We start from the raw sequence: 18,213 nt of genomic DNA, 5'->3' as shown, positions 1-18,213 counted from the left end.
CAGCTACCTGCAGGTAGCTGGTTATCGAGCCTAGAGTATAGTGTTTTTTATTCAAACAGCAGGTTCTTGTTGAGTGGTGCAATGAATACCTCCACCGCCTGCTGCTACTCCATCAATGTTGATTTGCACAATATCCCGACCGGGAAAGAGTGTTTTTAAAGTGTCATGTGCTGCTTGGTCTGCTTGGGCATCACCAAATTCAGGCGCAATCACTGCACCATTACACACATAGAAATTAATATAGCCCGCTGCAAACTCATCATTAGCATATCGCTCCCTCACTTTCTTGGGTGCTTGCATCACCGCAATATCTAGCTGCCTGCCTTGTGCATCGGTAGCAGTTTTGAGGATGGCTAAGTGACGTTTGGTGACTGCATGATCAAAGGATTTGGGGTCAGGGTCAAAGCCTGCTACGACTACGCCGGGCTTCGCAAAACGCGCGTAAAAGTCGGTATGTCCATCGGTGATGTCTTTTCCCTTGATACCCGGTAACCAAATGATTTTTTCTAAGCCGAGTAAGCGTTTCAATTCAGCTTCGCAGGTTGCCTTGCTAACACCCGGATTACGATTCGCATTTAATACACAACTTTCAGTGATGATCGCAGTACCTTGACCATCCACTTCAATGCCACCCCCTTCAAGGACTAAGCGAGTTTCCAGCATAGGCACATCAGCTTCTGCTGTCACTAAAGGCGCTACCTTAGCATCACGAGCAAAGGCTTGCTTTTCTCCCCAACCGTTAAAGTTGAAGTTCACGCCAGCTTTTTCACCGTTTGTATTAAGAACAAATACCGGCCCTGTATCGCGCATCCATAAATCATCTAAGGGAGAAATGATCAACTTGACGGCTGAAGATCCCAATAAACGAGTGGCGATGGCCTCATCCTTCTCGCGGACTAGCATAGAAACAGGCTCATAGCGAGCAATGGTCGTGGCGATAGTGGCGAGGTTGCGGCGTACCTCGGGGAGCAAGTCTCTGCCCCAGATAGCTTTGGATGCACCAAAAGCCATCCAGGTACGCAGATGAGGTTCGCCCTCATCAGGCATCCGCCAGCCGGTGTTGGGGGACGCAGCCAAGCCAAGGCGGGGGATACTGAATAAGCTACCTGCACCCAGTAGCAAGCTGGAACTGAGGAACTGACGGCGGTTGATCATCAAATTATCTCCGATTCATTAGTTGGCAAACGGCTGTTGTTGAGTGACGCAATGCACCATGCCGCCGTTAGCGTAGAGGTTACGTACATCGATACCTACAATGCTACGCGTGGGATACAGCGCTTGGAGAATATTTCTGGCAACACTATCATTGCTATCCTTGTATTCAGGGACGAGTACGACGCTGTTGCCGACATAGTAATTTACGTATGAACCTTTGTAACCTAGATTATTACCATAAGTAGTGACTACGTTTTTAGTAGTCAGGGGCAAGATCACCTTCTGATAAGGTACTCCGTAAACATTACTGGCAGAGGCTATTTTATTAATATCAGCCGTGGAAATACCCCAGTATTGCAGGTCAGATGTACTCATAGTCACTAAGGTCTCGGGTGTACCGAAGCGGGCAAAACCATCAATGTGAGTATCAGTAATGTCCTCTTTGCCACCGGGTGCACCCTCCAACCAAATGAATTTGCTTACCCCTAAATGAGTCGCTAAGTATTGTTCCAAAGCTGCTTGGCTTAGATTGGGATTACGCTTAGCCTCAAGGATAGCACTACGGGTCGCTAGGAATGTTCCTTGACCATCCACTTCAAATGCACCTCCTTCTAAGACAATCTTATTTAGGTCTATCCTTGGTAAACCCAACTGTTGGGCAGCGGCTATAGGTACCGTATTATCTAGGGTATACGGTGTATCACCACCCCAACCATTAAACCCCCAGTCAGTCACTTGTAAGCGGCCTGCGTCATCTTTTACAAAGATCGGTCCATTGTCGCGCACCCAAACATCATTGGTCTTACTAATCAAGAAGCTCACACTATTCAAGGGAACACCCGCCAAGGCTAACAGGCTTTGAATGCGTTTTTTCTCGGTATCGTTGTAAACCACAATGCGAACTTTTTCACTTTGTACCAACGCTTTGGTCATAGCGACCCAAGTAGCATCCAGTCGGTTACGGTAGCTCAAACCATAAGTATACTGATGAGGCCATTGCAGCCAAGTACTGTCATGGAGGGCAGTTTCATCGGGCATCGTGGTAGCAGCATGGACGGTAGCCATAGTGGTCAAACTCAACGTACAAAAAATGGCAGTGGTAAGTGGGCGGGTCAGCCAGTAAGGTAGTTTCATGGTCTTAGTTCTCATCAACTTGGTTAGTCATGAGACTCAGCGTACTGTGGAAAGCTGATATTTAGCTGATACAGAGTTGAAGTAATTTTTATGCGTAATCGGTCAGGGGTATCCAACCCCCTCCGTTATATACAGAGGGAATTGTTAGTTCAAAGAACAGATTAAGGATTATCACTAACAGTTTGATAGTGTTCAACAGTAGGTGCTTCGCTAGCGATAAAGCGATAGGTTACCGCCCCTAAAATGCCACCTACGATAGGCGCAAGCCAGAACAACCATAATTGAGCCACAGCCCAATCACCCACAAATAATGCGACCCCAGTGCTACGCGCAGGATTCACAGAAGTATTAGTCACCGGAATGCTAATCAAATGGATTAAAGTTAAAGCTAAACCAATCGCAATCGGTGCAAAGCCTTTGGGAGCGCGCTCATCAGTTGCACCCATAATGATGATCAAAAAGAACATAGTCATCACGATTTCAATCACTAGGGCAGATACTAAAGAATAACCTCCTGGTGAATGCTGACCATAACCGTTAGATGCAAGGCCTTTAGCCACCTCGAAACCTACTGTGCCACTAGCAATCAGATAGAGGATAGCTGCTGCTAACACAGCACCTAATACTTGTGCAGCAATATAGGGAGCTAGTTGGTTAGTCGGAAAACGACCACCCGTCCATAAGCCAATCGAAACCGCTGGATTTAAATGGCAGCCAGAAATGTGTCCGATGGTATAAGCCATAGTGAGTACAGTTAAGCCAAAGGCTAAAGACACACCCATTAAACCAATACCGACCTCAGGGAAAGCCGCTGCGAGTACTGCACTCCCGCAACCACCTAAAACTAACCAAAACGTGCCGATTAGTTCAGCCAAATAACGCTTCATAGCAAGCTCCTTAATGTATTTTAATTGATTAAATAATGTAGGTTTTAGTGACGATGTACCGCTAGCTGTTCTTGTTGTTGCTTGATAGCTGGCTTCTTGTATATAAGCTAGACTGACAGAAAAACCAAATTAAATTTACCTAGAAATGGCTTGCCAGCTAGTTTTTGAGATGGTTTAGATTAGAATGTGCTCAAGATACAAGTAGATAGCACCGTCAGCTCAAAAGTGGTGAAAATTCACAAATAGCCTCTAATGTGTAAGTGCTGATTGATGATTTTTATTAAAAATTGGAAGTCAATAGGTATAATTTATTATTTAAAAAATAAAATTTAGGATCAAGATGCATTTTTATTTCCCCGTTGTTTTACTCATGCTGCATCCTAATCCTTGCTGACTAGAGTAGGTGGCAATCTAAGTTCCTGCTAAAAGCAACAAGATAAGTGGTAGATTTTTTGCTGTTAGTGGTGGAGGATTTGGATTAAGCGGTATTTTTGGGCAGGCTAAGGTACTGCAAAGCTGATAAGGCTCTGAGAGAGCTAGTGGGTTTAAGGCTAAAAGTTTGAAGATTAGGTCTTGTTCTGATCAAATTTTTTGAATTTTAAGCCTTTAAGTCTCGATTCCATGTGAACCTGCAGCATTTTTTCGATATTATGCCATCCTTTCGCTGATACTCAGCTCTTGGACAAGCAGACGGACTAGCCTAACCATGCAAAAATTCATAATCGAAGGTGGAATTGCCCTTGACGGCGAAGTAATCATTTCGGGTGCAAAAAATGCTGTTCTACCTTTGCAAGCCGCTACCTTGTTGGCTGAAACACCCATGACGATTCGCAATGTCCCCCGCTTGAAAGATGTTCAGACCTTGGCGGCAGTCATTGAAGGTATGGGTGTTCAGGTTAGTTTCGATGCTGAGAATAATATCTATACCGATACCAGCAGCATCAAGCGTTTTAGCGCTCCTTATGAATTAGTCCGCACCATGCGTGCTTCGATTCTGGTCTTAGGCCCGATGGTCGCCCGTTTCGGAGAAGCAGAAGTATCCCTGCCCGGCGGTTGCGCTATTGGGACTCGTCCGGTCAATTTGCATATCGCTGGTTTAGAGGCGATGGGTGCGCAAGTGACAGTCGAAGAAGGTTATATTCGTGCCCGTGCGGATCGTTTGAAGGGTGCGCATATTGTCATGGAAATGGTGAGTGTCACCGGCACTGAAAATCTTCTGATGGCTGCAGTGCTTGCTGAAGGCGAAACGATTATTGAAAATGCTGCTCGCGAACCTGAAGTTACGGATCTAGCCAATTGCTTGAACTTAATGGGTGCGAAGATTCGTGGTATTGGTACGGATAAATTAATCATTGAAGGTGTCAGCAGCCTCAAGGGAATTGATTACACGGTACTGCCTGACCGGATTGAAACGGGTACGTTCTTAGCTGCTGCTGCCATTACCGGTGGTCGAGTGCGCACTACCAAGGTAGCACCAGATACTTTAGATGCCGTTCTGCACAAATTCCGCGAAGCTGGTGCGTTAGTGCAAACCGGTGCAGATTGGATTGAAGTGGATATGCGTGGACGTATCTTAAAAGCGGTGGATATTCGCACCGACCCTTATCCAGCTTTCCCCACCGATATGCAAGCCCAATTCATGGCCATGAATGCCTGTTCACAAGGGATTGGGGTGATTGTCGAGACTATTTTCGAGAATCGCATGATGCATGTGGCGGAATTAATGCGTTTGGGCGCCAATATTCGCTTGGAAGGGAATACCGCAATTGTAGCAGGAATGCCTTCTCTGAAAGGAGCACCGGTGATGGCAACGGATTTGCGTGCCTCAGCCTCCCTGATTCTAGCGGGGTTGGCGGCACAAGGTAAAACAACGGTGGATCGTATTTATCATACTGACCGTGGTTATGAGCGGATTGAGCAGAAACTGGTTGGTTTGGGCGCTAATATTCAGCGGGTAAACGGTTAAGTAATGAATAAAACGCTAACCATTGCGCTCTCTAAGGGAAGGATTTTTAAAGATACAGTGCCCTTATTGCGAGCTGCAGGCATTGAGCCTTTAGATGATCCTGAAACCAGCCGTAAACTAGTCCTTGATACTAGTCGCGATGATGTAAAAATCGTGATTATTCGAGCCACTGATGTACCAACTTATGTGCAATATGGTGCGGCTGATCTAGGGGTAGCGGGTAAAGATGTGCTGATGGAGCATGGGGGTGACGGTCTGTATGAGATGATCGACCTGAAAATCGCCAATTGTAAATTAATGGTGGCAGGGTTTGCGGATCGTCCTTTGCCGGATACCCAGTTAAAAGTCGCGACTAAGTTTGTGAATTGCGCACGGCGCTATTTTGCTAGTCAAGGGCGGCAGGTCGACATTATCAAGCTGTATGGTTCAATGGAATTAGCGCCTTTAGTGGGGTTGGCTGATTGTATTGTTGATTTGGTCGATACGGGAAATACCTTAAGAGCTAACGGCTTAGAGCCGCTTGAACATATGGCGGACATCAGCTCGCGCTTAGTAGTGAATAAAGCAGCAATGAAACTAAAACACGACTCCATTCAAGAGCTATTGACCCAGATTCAGTCAGTAGTGGCGCAGAGGAAGTAGTAATAATGAAATATCAAACCGATGACTTACGGATTATTGGCGTGGATGAATTAGTTCCCCCTCGAGTCTTGCATGAGGAGTTGCCGCTGAATCAAGTGGCTAGTGAGACAGTCTATAAAGGCCGTCAACAGGCGCATGAAATTATTCATGGCCGTGATGATCGTTTATTGGTGGTGGTAGGACCTTGCTCAATTCATGATGTGGATGCCGCCATGGACTATGCACAACGCTTGTCTGAGCTGCGTAAATCCCTGAATAAAGATTTACATATTATTATGCGGGTTTATTTTGAAAAGCCGCGCACGAGCATCGGCTGGAAAGGTTTGATCAATGATCCTGATTTGGATAATAGCTTCCATATCAATAAAGGTCTGCGCACTGCGCGCAAACTCTTATTAGATTTAGCTAATATCGGTATGCCAGCAGGGACTGAGTTCCTTGATTTGATTAGCCCACAATATGTAGCTGATTTAGTCAGTTGGGGGGCGATTGGCGCACGTACTACCGAGAGCCAAGGCCACCGCGAATTGTCCTCAGGAATTTCCTGCCCGATTGGTTTCAAGAATGGTACTTATGGCAATGTCAATATTGCTATCAATGCGATCGCTGCTGCTTTGCGCCCGCATCATTTTTTATCAGTGACTAAAGACGGCCATACCGCGATTTTTGCTACCCGTGGGAATGAAGATTGCCATGTAATTTTGCGTGGTGGTAAAGAGCCAAATTATGATGCAGGTAGTGTAGCTAGTACCGTGGCTGAATTGTGTAAAGAAGGTTTGCCGCCTTACTTGATGGTCGATTTTAGTCATGCCAATAGTTGCAAAGATTATCGTCGCCAAGTGGATGTCGCCCACGATGTGGCTGATCAGATTGCAGAAGGCCAGCGCGCTATTTGCGGTGTGATGATTGAAAGCCATTTAGTGGAAGGCAACCAAAAAGCCGAGGGTAAAGCGCGTGAGGAGTTGGTTTACGGTCAAAGTATTACCGATGCTTGTATCAATTGGGAAACGACTGAGCGGGTATTGAATACCTTAGCGGAAGCAGTACGCGTGCGCCGCACTAAAAAGGCATAGATTAGTCATGAAGATTCAACAATTATCCACCCAAGATCAAAGTTTCTGGCAACAACTCGATGCTTTATTGGCTTGGGAAAGCGTCTCTGACGAGGCGGTATTTAGTACCGTCAATGAAATTATCAAAAATGTGCGTAGCCGTGGCGATGCAGCTGTGGTCGAATACACGAACCGCTTTGATCGCATGCAGGCTAGTTCCATGCAAGAACTAGAAATTGCTCCAGAACGTTTGCAGGCCGCCTTAAATAATTTACCTACCGATCAACGTATTGCCTTGCAACAAGCTGCAGAACGGATTCGTCGCTATGCAGAGCGGCAAAAGCTGGAGTCTTGGTCTTATACGGAGGCAGATGGTACTTTATTAGGCCAACAAGTCACTGCTTTAGATCGTGTAGGCTTATATGTACCCGGTGGTAAAGCTGCTTACCCTTCTTCTGTATTGATGAATGCGATTCCCGCTAAAGTAGCGGGCGTGCCTGAGTTAATCATGGTCGTGCCAACCCCTGGTGGGGACGTGAATGAGTTAGTATTGGCCGCTGCTGCTGCATCCGGTGTGGATCGCGTGTTTGCAATAGGTGGAGCACAAGCGGTTGCAGCGTTAGCCTATGGTACGGCAACGATTCCACAAGTGGATAAAATTGTCGGGCCCGGGAATATTTATGTCGCGACCGCCAAGCGTATGGTGTTTGGTGCGGTTGGGATTGATATGATCGCCGGCCCTTCCGAGATTCTAGTGGTTTGTGATGGGCAAACCGATCCTGATTGGATTGCGATGGATTTATTCTCACAAGCTGAGCACGATGAGGATGCTCAAGCTATTCTGGTTTCGCCAGATGCGAATTTTATTCAAGCGGTGCAGGCAAGTATTGAAAAGCTGGTGCAAACCATGCCACGTCAAGCGATTATTAAGACCTCACTGACGGCGCGTGGTGCATTGATTCAGGTGCAAGATATGGCAGAGGCGGCCAAGGTTGCGAATTATATTGCGCCAGAGCATTTAGAGTTATCAGTTGCTGATCCCCAAGCTTTACTCAAAGAGATTCGCCATGCCGGTGCTATTTTTATGGGGCGCTATACGGCTGAGGCTTTAGGTGACTACTGTGCAGGCCCTAATCATGTCCTGCCAACTTCACGCACAGCTCGCTTCTCTAGTCCTTTAGGGGTCTATGATTTCCAAAAGCGCTCGTCTTTAATTAATTGTTCAGCTCAAGGTGCGAATGATTTAGGCAAGATTGCTTCGGTACTCGCACGCGGGGAAGGTTTAATCGCGCACGCGAATTCAGCAGAGTATCGTATTCAACACTAATGCGATAAAACAGTGCATGTGGGCGTCAGGGCAGTTAAAATAAACGCCTACCTTGCTGCTGAAAGTTTAGCACTTTACTACAAGTTATTAATTGGTCAGGACTTTTATATATAATGAATCCGGATTTTCTCGACTTTGAGCAGCCGATTGCCGAATTACAAGCCAAGATTGAAGAGCTACGTTTTGTAGACGATACGCAGATCAATCTCAGTGAAGAAATCGCCAAATTAGAAGAAAAAGCACAAACCCTGACCCGTTCTATCTTCGCGAAACTCACTCCACGGCAAATCTCTCAATTAGCTCGCCATCCGAAGCGCCCTTATACTTTGGATTTAGTCAAAGCCTTATTCACTGATTTTACTGAATTACATGGTGATCGTGCCTTTGCAGATGACAATGCGATTGTGGGTGGGATTGCGCGTTTCCGTGGGCAGTCGATTATGGTGATTGGTCATCAAAAAGGCCGAGATACTGCCGAAAATATTAAACGTAATTTTGGGATGCCGCGCCCAGAAGGTTATCGCAAAGCCTTGCGTTTAATGCGGATGGCGGAAAAGTTTCAATTACCGATTATTACTTTTATTGACACCCCCGGTGCTTATCCGGGAATTGGTGCGGAAGAACGCGGACAAAGTGAAGCAATTGCCCGTAATTTGTATGAAATGGCGCAGTTGCGTACCCCGATTATTTGTACCGTAGTGGGTGAAGGTGGGTCAGGTGGAGCATTGGCGATTGGGGTTGGTGATCGTGTGATGATGCTGCAATATGCAACTTATTCGGTCATCTCTCCGGAAGGTTGCGCATCGATTCTGTGGAAAAGTGCTGAGAAAGCAGCGGATGCGGCCGATGCAATGGGTATTACTGCGGATCGTTTGAAATCTTTGGGTTTAATTGATCAGATTATTCCGGAACCCTTAGGGGGCGCGCATCGAAATATGCCCGTTGCTGCCCAAGCCGTTGGCGAAGCCCTCGAAGCCAATTTACGTGAATTAAAAGCCATGAATATCGACAAGCTTTTAGAAAAACGTTATCAGCGTTTGTTGAGCTTTGGTCAATACGAAGAAGCTTAAGGATGATTCAGGAGGGTGTGTTTTCTTTCCTCGAAGCTCACCCGGCTAACAAATATTATATCGGGTATAGCGGTGGTCTCGATTCGCACGTGTTGTTGCATGCCTGTGCAGCCCTGTACACACAGTACCCGCAGCGTTTTCAATTTGCAGCCATTCATATTCATCATGGTTTACAAGCTGTTGCGGAGGCTTGGGTAGAGCATGCTTGGCACATTTGCGCTGGTTTAAAACTGCCTTTAAACGTCATCTATTTAAACCTGAAACCTGTAGTAGGTGAAAGCCTAGAAGCTATAGCGCGTCGAGCACGCTATCAAGCGTTTAGTGCCCACTTAGCTGCGGATGAGATGTTGCTAACTGCACATCATCAGGATGATCAAGCGGAAACTTTTTTGTTAAATGCTTTACGTGGTAGTGGAGGAGCTGGCTTAGCAGCGATGCCAAGGGTGCGTGGTTTAGGTTTAGGTAAACTGGGTCGTCCTTTGTTAGCCTTTAGTCGTGTGCAATTAGAGGCTTACGCCGCGCTTTATCAATTGCCTTATGTGGAAGATCCGACGAATGCTGAAACCCAGTTTGATCGCAATTACCTGCGCCATGAAATCCTGCCCCGTTTACAAATACGCTGGCCAGCGGCTAATCAAACTTTAAGTCGTGCGGCTGCTTGGCAAGCAGAGCAGCAGCAGATTTTAGCACAGTTACTGGCCCAACAATTACCACAATTTGCGGGTAGTCGTCCCCATACTTTGTCAGTGCGAGCTTTAAACGCGGTCGATGCGCTGATGCAAAAGGTTCTGATTCGCCACTGGCTGCAACAATTAGGATTTACTCTGCCTGCAGCGAAAAAATTACAATCTATTTTGATGGATGTTCTGGCGGCGTCTAGTGATGCCATGCCTTGCGTGAAATGGCAAAGCTGCGAACTACGCCGTTATCGTGATGATTTATATGCCTTACAGCCGTTAAGCCCACATGATCCTACCCAAGTTTGGGTTTGGGAACATTGGGAGCAGGATTTTTATCTAGATTCTTTAGGCTGTGGATTGAGTAAGTCGATATTAGTGTCATCCTTAAAGCAACAAGCGAAAGCTCAAGGTCTACCCATTACGGTACGCTTTCGCCAAGGAGGGGAGCGTTTGCAGAGAGAGCAAGGCTACTCCTTAGAATTAAAGCATTTGTTCCAAACCGCAGGTATCCCGCCTTGGGAGCGGGAGCGGATACCTTTAGTTTATGTAGGTGACGAATTGCGTCTAGTTGTGGGCATCTATCCAAAGCCTTAACTATCTCCAGTTGCAATCGGTCGCTTTAGATCACGAATCCATTCACTCCACGAACCTACATAAAGACGTGAACCGCTTAAGCCGGCGATTTCCATCGCCAGTAAATTGTGGCAAGCACTTACTCCCGAACCGCACATATGCACAATCTCACGGGCAGACTTACCTGCTAACTTAGCTTCCCATTCTTGTTTAAGAGTTTCTGGGGATTTGAATTGACCATTGCTTAAATTATCTGTTAAAGGGTGGTTAAGCGCTCCGGGAATATGCCCTGCAATCGGATCAATCGGTTCTAGTTCTCCACGAAAGCGTTCTGCACTACGCGCATCAATGAGTTGATAAGGATGTGGCTGACTTAGAACTGCAGTCGTCAGAAAATAGTCAGGTTGAGTTTGAGCTTGGAAATTGCCTACTTGCTCGGGCTTATGTGCTTGGGTTTGCTCCAAAACACCACCAGCCGTTATCCAAGCTGTGAGACCCCCATCTAAAACTGCTACTGCTTCATGGCCTAACCAACGCAACAACCACCAAGTACGCCCTGCGAAAGCACCACTATTATCATCGTAAACAAATACTTGTGTGTTTCTATTTAAGCCATAAGCTGCTAGCTTATTAGCAAAGTTTTTTATATCCGGTAAGGGATGCCGTCCGGTATCAGCCCGAATAGGGGAGGAGAGGTCAGCATCTAAATGCAGATAAAAAGCGCCAGGGATATGGCCTGCTTGATAAGCCTGCTCTCCTGCTGAGGGATCGGCTAAATTAAAGCGACAATCAAAAATAATCTGATCTTTTTGCCCCAGTCTTGCGACTAAGTTTGGGGTGTTGATTAAAGTTTTATACATAGGCTTTCACTAGGGGTTGAGCTAAGTCAATGATTCTTTAGCTAGCTCTTAAGCTGCAAGCCAAAGTGCTGCTAAGTAATTTAAGTTTTTATAGAGTGCATTTATCTACACTATACTTTTAAACAGTTCACAGTTCTTTTGTACGTAATCTATCAAGGAATAGCAATGAGTGAAAAACGTTCGTGTTGTTGTGGTGCATTACCAGCGTTATGGTGGTGGCTACTCACTTTGTTGGGCTTACCCCTGCTGTTTTGGTTAATGATTCATTCGCGCCAAGCACCAGTAGAAACTGATCTAACAGCCAGAACCACGGACGGTTTAAAGGCAGCTTCCTTCAATGATGTACAGGTTAATTTAGATCACCGTGGACGCGATGCGCAATTAACCGGAATAGTTGCTAGTGATGCTGAGCGTGAGCAAGTAGTAAGGTTGGTGCAAGAGACCTATGGGATTCGTGTGGTGGACAATGCACTTGAAGTAGCGGCTACTGTGCCTGCAGCGACCACCGTAGCGGCTGAATCTGCAGCAGCTAGCACTGCATCGGTTACTCCAGAACCTGCAACTAGCACGCCAGCGGCTACACCAGAACCGGCTGTAGCTCCGGCTCCTGTTCCAGTGCCTCCTGCTGAGCCAAGCTTTGCTTTATTGCCACAGGATGGTAAATGGGTTCTACAAGGTACTTTAAGCTCTCAAGAAGAGATTAACCAAGCAATCGCTGCTGCTGAGCAAATGTATGGTGCTGGTAATGTAGTGAATCAATTAACGGTAGGCCCTGTCGCTCCTGCAACTTGGTTAGCTGCGTTAGGTGGTTTAAAAGAGGTCTTAGCAGGTCTTGAGCAGTCTGGCTTAAAGTTTGTGAATGGCGCTTTTACCTTAATGGGTGTGGCGAGTTCTGATCAAGCTAAAGCAGATGTAGCAATCAAGGTTCAGCAATTGTTAGGTAGTGCGCAGTTAGATAACCAAATTAGCGTAAAATTACCTGAAGTGGCAGCTCCTGTACCAGCCAATGAACCCGCTCCAGCAACTACGCCGACCACGACTGCAGTTGCACCAGCGACTACGACTCCTGAACCTGTAATATCAGGCGTAACGCCTGTGCCTACTGCTCCAGCGACAACCAGCACTGAGCCAGCGCCAGTAACGACCACCGCAACTTCAACACCGGCAACACCTGAGCCTGTAGTTGCTCCAGCTACAGAGCCTGCTGCTACACCTACTACACCAGCACCTGTGCAACTCACCTCTGAGCAGCAATCTTGTCAAGATAGAATGCGTGGCTCCTTAAATGGTCGGCAAATTTTATTTGAGACCAATAAAGCTACTATTAAAGAGGCGAGCTTAGGTTTATTAGATAATCTTGCCAAAGTGGCGAATGAATGCAAAGCCGCACTGGTAGACAAAATTATTCGCGTGGGTGGTCACACCGATGATCGTGGTGAAGATGGCTATAATCAAACTTTAAGCCAGCAGCGTGCTGATGCCGTCAAGGATTATTTGGCTAAACAAGGCCTAGATGCAGGTTTGATGCAAGGTGTTGGCTATGGTGAAACACAACCAATTGCCAGCAATGACACTGATGCTGGGCGGGCGCAAAACCGTCGTATTTCCTTTGATATTATTCAAAAGTGAGGCTCTCCCATGATGTATCTATTTTCTAAGTTATTTATCTGGTTACTGCTCACCTTCATTTTCGGCTTGGTCATGGGTTGGTTTTCACGCTCAGGCAGAGGAGAGTAAACATGACTATGTTCTTAATTCAGTCACTGCTATGGTTACTGGTGGCGTTCTTATTGGGCTACGGTATTGGACGTTGGTTAAAGGGCGTGTTCTGCAAGCGCCGTATAGTCGCAACTCAAACTAAATTACAAACCGAAACTGCACATTTACGTGTACCTGTTACTACGGCAGCAGTGGCTGCTGGTACGGCGGCTACCGCAGCTTTAGCGCGTTCACGTGAACCAATTAAACCGACTGTTAACGTGAAAGAGCCTGAGCTTAAAACTCCAAAGGTGACAGCTAAAGCTCCAGAGCTTAAAGCTACTGTGACACCTTTAAAGGCAGATATTGAGCTACCGAAAGCGGATTTAAAAACGCCAACGGTGAGTGTGGCTGTGCCCACGCTGGAGGTGAAAGCGCCAGACATTGATTTACCTAAAATCGATGTCAAAGTGCCCACAGTTGAACTACCGAAAGTCGATGTTGAGCTGTCTAAAGTAGATGTCAATCTAGCGAAACTGGATGTACAGACGCCCCAAGCCGATGTGGATTTACCGAAGCTTGATAGCGCTTTACCTAAAGTTGAAGTGAAAGCACCGACGCTTGATCTTCCTAAAGTAGACACCCATCGACCAAGTGCTGATCTGAGTTTGCCTAAAGTGGATGTTGATCTGCCTGCCTTAGATTTGCCCAAAGTTGAGGCCTCAGTTCCTAAGCTTGATATCGCATTATCGCAGGTTGATGTTAACTTGCCAAAAGTCGAGGTAAGCTTACCTGAAGTTGAAGTACCGAAAGTTGAAGTTAAAGACATGGCGGCGGGCATGGTTGGTTTGGGTGCGGCAGCTCTAGGGGTAGTTGCTACGCATATCAAAGCACCAGCGGGTGAGCTTGATCTAAATGTGGCTGAGTCGGTCAAGCCACCTGAAGCAGATGTGGGTTTGCAGACCTTGCACTTAGAAATGCCTGTGCCTCCAGCAGAACTTTCAGCAGTCGAATGGCCTGATGCGAGGGTTAGTGGGGATGCGGTCACCGTGAATGTGCCGGATGTCCCTATGGATCTGCCGGAAGCTAAGCTTTCGGACATGGACGTCAGTTTGGCTGCAGCTCATTTCCACACGCCAGAGGGAAATGTTGACCTGACGGCTTTAAGCGCAGCGGTTCCGGAGACAGTGATCCATTTACCTGAAGCAGGTCTGAACTTAGAGCATGCCAAAGTTGATGTAGGTTTAGTAGAGCTAAATACCCCAGATGGTTTATACACAGTTGAAGGTGCTAAAGTAGAGGCACTAGATCATCCAGCAGGGGCTGCAGTGCTCCACTTAACTAAGCCAGATGGGGAGGTGCATCTTGCGAGTTTAGCCACTGATCCCAGTGAGCATGTACATCTAGCAGCAGCGGATAAAAATATCGATGGTGTTGAGTTACAGAGCTTCGACCTAGGCACCTTGCAAACGGGTTTGGTTAATCCCGCTTGGTTGGCAAGCTTAAAAGAAGCTGCTTTAGTACAGGGGAATACCGTTTTAGCAACTGCTGCTGATCAAGCCTTGGCGCAAACTTCGCAATTATCTAGTACCGAGATTGGATCAGTGGGTGTCGGTTTAAGTTCAGACCTACTGGCTACTCTGAAGCAAGCTGCTGTTGGAGTCGGTGTAGGTGCAGTGGCGGCAAAAGCAGCCGATGTATTAGCCAATACGCCTAAACCAGTGGACGAATCAGATGTGATTGAAGCGGGTAAACATGTTGCAGAAGCTGTACTCAATCCAGCAGGTTTAAGTGTCACTGGGCTTGGTAGTTTAGGCCAAGGTTTAAATGCCGACAGTTTGACAGGCTTGACAGTGGCGGCGGCTGGTGCAGCGACCGTAGCCGCGGTACAAGCTAATCTACAATCCGGTGTACAGCCGATGATTGTGGATGAGTCAGATGCGATTGAAGCGATTAAATTAGCTTGGGATGGTGAGTTGAGTCCTGCTGAATTAGCTGCTTTAGAGCATACCCTGCTACTACGTCCGGGTGAAACGGGGCGTTTAGGCTTAGTAACTTGCTCAGTACCGGGTACTAATTGTGTGTCCTTAGGCGGCTTAGAGGGCGATTTAAACACGGGCGACGCGATGCGTTCGAATCTCTTCAATATGGCTGTGACCCATAATGATGATGGCAATTATATATTTTCCAGTCTGTCTAAGTGGCTACCGGATTGGATCAAGTCGGGCGATTTTTCTGAGCATACGGATGAGCTGACTCCTCTCGTTTGGGATAATGAGCCTAGTGCAGTTGATTATGCTGCAGGCTATCAATTGACGCTCCGCGAAGGACAATATGGTGATTTAGGTTTGGTGTCTTGCGCCGTGAATGAAGCAGGCTCTGTCAGTTTAGGCGGCCTTGTGGGTTCAATCGCGGAAGGTCAGACGGCAGTTTCAAAGCTTTATGGTATTTTTATTGAGCGTGCAAGTGATGTCTACACCTTTAAGCAATTTGTTAAGCCGGTTGCTCCTAGCTCATGGCTAACTAGCGCTCAAGGGGCGGTGGCTGCCGTAGGTGCTGGAATGGCTGCATCAGTAAATAGTGTGGTTGAAACTGTGAAAGAGACTGTTTTACCGGTGACTAAATCCACGACTACTGACATGCTCGAGCCTGATCTGGATTGGTCTGAGGATAAGCTACGCATCAATATGCAGCGCTTAATCGAAGAAAGCCATGGCAGCCGTGGCTCTAAATTGGTCAGTCAGCTTTGGGACAGCGATAGTGGTTATGACTGCGGCGTGATTGAAGGTGAGGAAAGTCTAGTACTGAAACCCGGCCTCTACGGCAAGCTTGGCTCAGTGCATTGTGGTGTTACCAAACCCGGACGTGTTGTAGTAAGTGGTGATGTGAGTGCTTTAGCAGAGGGCGAAGGCGTTTTATTCCATCTCTACAATATTGTCGTCTGCCGTGACGATGAAGATAACTACCGCTTTGAACGTCTGAAAGACCTTGTTTAACTAGCTCTGGAAGAAACGAATCGCGGTATCCCCGCCCGGTTGCTGTAACCAGCGCCGGGTGAGGGCAAGCACTTTGTCCGGTTCATGTGCAACAATTTGTTTGGCTACTTCTTGTACTAAAGGTAGCCAATGCTGATCGCGCAGCAAGCTCGCCATTCTCAAGCGCACATCACCCGTTTGTTTAGTTCCTAAAACTTCACCGGGGCCACGCAGCTCTAAATCAATATTGGAAATTTCAAAACCATCGGTGCTATTACACAGTGCCTCTAAACGTTTTTGTGCAGTTTTGCCTAAGGGCGCCTGATAAAGCAGAACACAACTACTTTCTGCACTACCACGCCCCACTCGACCGCGTAATTGATGCAATTGTGATAAACCTAAGCGCTCCGCATTCTCAATAATCATAATGGAAGCATTAGGTACATCGACCCCAACCTCAATCACCGTAGTGGCTACTAGAAGCTGCAATTGATTAGCCTTAAACGCCTGCATAATCCGTTCTTTTTCACTCGGATGCAGCCGTCCATGAATCAGGCCAATCTCAATGCCGGGCAATTCTTCACGCAATAATTCCGCAGTATTTTCAGCCGCTTGGTATTGCAAAACTTCGGATTCATCAATCAGGGTACACACCCAATAGACTTGGCAGCCTCTTTGGCAAGCTTTCTCCACGCGGCGAATCAAGCGTTCCCGATTGTCATTGCTTAATTGCACGGTTTTAATCGGTATGCGTCCGGGGGGGAGTTCATCAATAATCGAATAATCCAAATCACCATAGGCCGTCATAGCCAAGGTGCGCGGAATCGGTGTGGCGGTCATGACTAATTGATGCGGATAATAATCGCCTTGTTTACCTTTTTCGCGTAGCTCTAAGCGCTGATGTACCCCGAAGCGATGTTGCTCATCAATAATAATCAAGCCAAGCTGCAAGAATTCGACCGTGCGTTGGAAGAGGGCATGCGTACCGATGGCAATATGTCCGATTCCCAATAAAAGATTTTCGACTTGGCGGCGGCGCTGTTTAGGTGTCTGATTGCCGGAGATATAAACCACATCTAAACCCAGCGGCTCTAGCCAAGCACAAAAATTCCGATAATGCTGCTCGGCTAGTAATTCGGTGGGCGCCATTAAAGCCACTTGATAGCCATTGGTAATCGCTTGTAAAGCAGCCGCCACTGCAACTAAAGTCTTGCCTGAGCCAACATCCCCTTGTACTAAGCGATTCATCGGACTACCCAATTGTAAATCTCGACTAATTTCATGAATGACGCGACTCTGGGCTTTAGTCGGAGCAAAAGGCAAGAGTTTTAGCAGTTGCTGAAATAACTGGTTAGGCTCTTGCATGAGTGGGGCTTTGACCTGATTAATTTGATGGCGGGCTTGTTGGACACCAAGTTGATGGGCGAGTAATTCCTCAACAATCAAACGTTGCTGAACAGGGTGCTTTCCATCTAGCAGTTGACGGCTGGCAAGTTCACTCGGTGGTTGATGCAGTAAACGAATGCAATCTGCTAAGGGTGGAAAATTATATTCACGCACTAACTGTACCGGCAGCAATTCCTCTAGTTCATGTACTTGCTCTAGTGCCATTTTAATTAAACGGCTTAAGCTGCGCTGCTGCATACCTTCAGTGCTAGGGTAAGTCGGCGTAAGGGTGTTTTCTAAAGGCGGTAACTCACCAGCATTCACAATCCGGTATTCAGGGTGCACCATCTCTAGTTTGCCGCCCGCTTGGCGAACTTCACCAAAACAACGAATATAAGCGCCTTTGCTCAAACTATGCTTTTGACCGTTAGTGAAATGAAAAAAGCGCAAAGTTAGTAAACCGGTTCCATCCGAAATATGGCAAAGCAGCATTTTACGCGAGCGATTGACAATTTCAGTCAGCTCAATTTCACCCTCTATAGTCACTTCTTGCTCGACGCGTAAACTGCCGATTTGATAAATCCGTGTTCGATCTTGATAGCGTAGCGGTAAATGAAACAGCAAATCCACTACCCGCATAATCCCTAAACGTAACAGCTTCTCGGCCGTGGCTTCATTCACGCCTTTAAGAACAGTGACGGGTTGATATAAAAGCTTGGAAGCGGCTGATTCAGTCATGGCTAGAGTTTACTACAGTCTGCTGTTTCGGTGTGTATCTACATTCTTAGCCGGGCAAATCGGCAGAAAT

Annotated in this window: 13 protein-coding genes; 8 read left to right on the top strand and 5 right to left on the bottom strand. The window is 46.9% G+C overall.

Features of this window, described 5'->3' with window-relative positions; all coding sequences use genetic code 11:
* Positions 1–51 precede the first annotated feature (51 nt).
* The 3 genes from Q0307_RS01030 to aqpZ all read right to left on the bottom strand — a co-directional run bounded on the left by Q0307_RS01030 (position 52) and on the right by aqpZ (position 3,176).
* Positions 52–1,155, bottom strand: a complete 1,104-nt coding sequence (locus tag Q0307_RS01030) for an agmatine/peptidylarginine deiminase (protein ID WP_298655169.1) — start codon at positions 1,153–1,155, stop codon at positions 52–54.
* 18 nt (positions 1,156–1,173) lie between these two features.
* A complete protein-coding gene (locus Q0307_RS01025; RefSeq protein ID WP_298655166.1) occupies positions 1,174–2,289 on the bottom strand; it encodes an agmatine/peptidylarginine deiminase in 1,116 nt (371 codons plus the stop codon).
* 161 nt (positions 2,290–2,450) lie between these two features.
* Positions 2,451–3,176, bottom strand: a complete 726-nt coding sequence (aqpZ, locus tag Q0307_RS01020; protein WP_298655163.1) for an aquaporin Z — start codon at positions 3,174–3,176, stop codon at positions 2,451–2,453.
* Between the two features lie 706 nt (positions 3,177–3,882).
* On the opposite strand from aqpZ, the gene murA reads away from it, so the two are divergent.
* The 6 genes from murA to tilS all read left to right on the top strand — a co-directional run bounded on the left by murA (position 3,883) and on the right by tilS (position 10,507).
* Positions 3,883–5,142: a UDP-N-acetylglucosamine 1-carboxyvinyltransferase gene (gene murA, locus Q0307_RS01015; protein WP_298655160.1), complete on the top strand. Its 1,260-nt coding sequence runs from the start codon at positions 3,883–3,885 to the stop codon at positions 5,140–5,142.
* A 3-nt stretch (positions 5,143–5,145) separates the two neighbouring features.
* Positions 5,146–5,784 (top strand): ATP phosphoribosyltransferase, encoded by a 639-nt coding sequence (hisG, locus tag Q0307_RS01010; RefSeq protein ID WP_298655157.1) that lies wholly within the window; start codon positions 5,146–5,148, stop codon positions 5,782–5,784.
* A gap of 5 nt (positions 5,785–5,789) precedes the next feature.
* Entirely contained in the window at positions 5,790–6,857 is a 1,068-nt protein-coding gene (aroG, locus tag Q0307_RS01005; protein ID WP_298655154.1) for a 3-deoxy-7-phosphoheptulonate synthase AroG, read from the top strand.
* A 7-nt stretch (positions 6,858–6,864) separates the two neighbouring features.
* Positions 6,865–8,163, top strand: a complete 1,299-nt coding sequence (gene hisD / locus Q0307_RS01000; RefSeq protein ID WP_298655152.1) for a histidinol dehydrogenase — start codon at positions 6,865–6,867, stop codon at positions 8,161–8,163.
* 113 nt (positions 8,164–8,276) lie between these two features.
* A complete protein-coding gene (locus Q0307_RS00995; protein ID WP_298655149.1) occupies positions 8,277–9,233 on the top strand; it encodes an acetyl-CoA carboxylase carboxyltransferase subunit alpha in 957 nt (318 codons plus the stop codon).
* A gap of 2 nt (positions 9,234–9,235) precedes the next feature.
* Positions 9,236–10,507, top strand: a complete 1,272-nt coding sequence (gene tilS / locus Q0307_RS00990; protein WP_298655146.1) for a tRNA lysidine(34) synthetase TilS — start codon at positions 9,236–9,238, stop codon at positions 10,505–10,507.
* On the opposite strand, the gene Q0307_RS00985 is transcribed toward tilS, so the two are convergent.
* Positions 10,504–11,346 (bottom strand): sulfurtransferase, encoded by an 843-nt coding sequence (locus Q0307_RS00985; protein ID WP_298655144.1) that lies wholly within the window; start codon positions 11,344–11,346, stop codon positions 10,504–10,506. The genes tilS and Q0307_RS00985 overlap by 4 nt on opposite strands.
* Positions 11,347–11,511: 165 nt before the next feature.
* Between Q0307_RS00985 and Q0307_RS00980 the strand changes: the two genes are divergently transcribed.
* Positions 11,512–12,975 (top strand): OmpA family protein, encoded by a 1,464-nt coding sequence (locus Q0307_RS00980; protein WP_298655141.1) that lies wholly within the window; start codon positions 11,512–11,514, stop codon positions 12,973–12,975.
* 110 nt (positions 12,976–13,085) lie between these two features.
* Positions 13,086–16,040 carry a hypothetical protein gene (locus tag Q0307_RS00975; protein ID WP_298655138.1) on the top strand — a complete coding sequence of 985 codons (2,955 nt, stop codon included), beginning with the start codon at positions 13,086–13,088 and terminating at the stop codon, positions 16,038–16,040.
* Here Q0307_RS00975 and recG read toward each other — a convergent pair whose 3' ends face one another.
* Positions 16,041–18,143, bottom strand: a complete 2,103-nt coding sequence (gene recG / locus Q0307_RS00970; protein WP_298655135.1) for an ATP-dependent DNA helicase RecG — start codon at positions 18,141–18,143, stop codon at positions 16,041–16,043.
* Between the last annotated feature and the right edge of the window lie 70 nt (positions 18,144–18,213).

This window comes from uncultured Thiothrix sp., from assembly GCF_937873765.1.
Lineage (GTDB): Bacteria > Pseudomonadota > Gammaproteobacteria > Thiotrichales > Thiotrichaceae > Thiolinea.
Note: the sequence above shows the minus strand (reverse complement) of the source record. Positions and strands in the feature narration are given on the sequence as shown.

What these genes read in the sequence shown, in the direction of transcription:
- recG (WP_298655135.1), bottom strand. Translation starts at nt 18,143, where the DNA reads ATGACTGAATCAGCCGCTTCCAAGCTTTTATATCAACCCGTCACTGTT.
- Q0307_RS00980 (WP_298655141.1), top strand. Translation starts at nt 11,512, where the DNA reads ATGAGTGAAAAACGTTCGTGTTGTTGTGGTGCATTACCAGCGTTATGG.
- Q0307_RS01030 (WP_298655169.1), bottom strand. Translation starts at nt 1,155, where the DNA reads ATGATCAACCGCCGTCAGTTCCTCAGTTCCAGCTTGCTACTGGGTGCA.
- murA (WP_298655160.1), top strand. Translation starts at nt 3,883, where the DNA reads ATGCAAAAATTCATAATCGAAGGTGGAATTGCCCTTGACGGCGAAGTA.
- hisG (WP_298655157.1), top strand. Translation starts at nt 5,146, where the DNA reads ATGAATAAAACGCTAACCATTGCGCTCTCTAAGGGAAGGATTTTTAAA.
- Q0307_RS01025 (WP_298655166.1), bottom strand. Translation starts at nt 2,289, where the DNA reads ATGAAACTACCTTACTGGCTGACCCGCCCACTTACCACTGCCATTTTT.
- tilS (WP_298655146.1), top strand. Translation starts at nt 9,236, where the DNA reads ATGATTCAGGAGGGTGTGTTTTCTTTCCTCGAAGCTCACCCGGCTAAC.
- Q0307_RS00985 (WP_298655144.1), bottom strand. Translation starts at nt 11,346, where the DNA reads ATGTATAAAACTTTAATCAACACCCCAAACTTAGTCGCAAGACTGGGG.
- hisD (WP_298655152.1), top strand. Translation starts at nt 6,865, where the DNA reads ATGAAGATTCAACAATTATCCACCCAAGATCAAAGTTTCTGGCAACAA.
- aroG (WP_298655154.1), top strand. Translation starts at nt 5,790, where the DNA reads ATGAAATATCAAACCGATGACTTACGGATTATTGGCGTGGATGAATTA.
- Q0307_RS00995 (WP_298655149.1), top strand. Translation starts at nt 8,277, where the DNA reads ATGAATCCGGATTTTCTCGACTTTGAGCAGCCGATTGCCGAATTACAA.
- Q0307_RS00975 (WP_298655138.1), top strand. Translation starts at nt 13,086, where the DNA reads ATGACTATGTTCTTAATTCAGTCACTGCTATGGTTACTGGTGGCGTTC.
- aqpZ (WP_298655163.1), bottom strand. Translation starts at nt 3,176, where the DNA reads ATGAAGCGTTATTTGGCTGAACTAATCGGCACGTTTTGGTTAGTTTTA.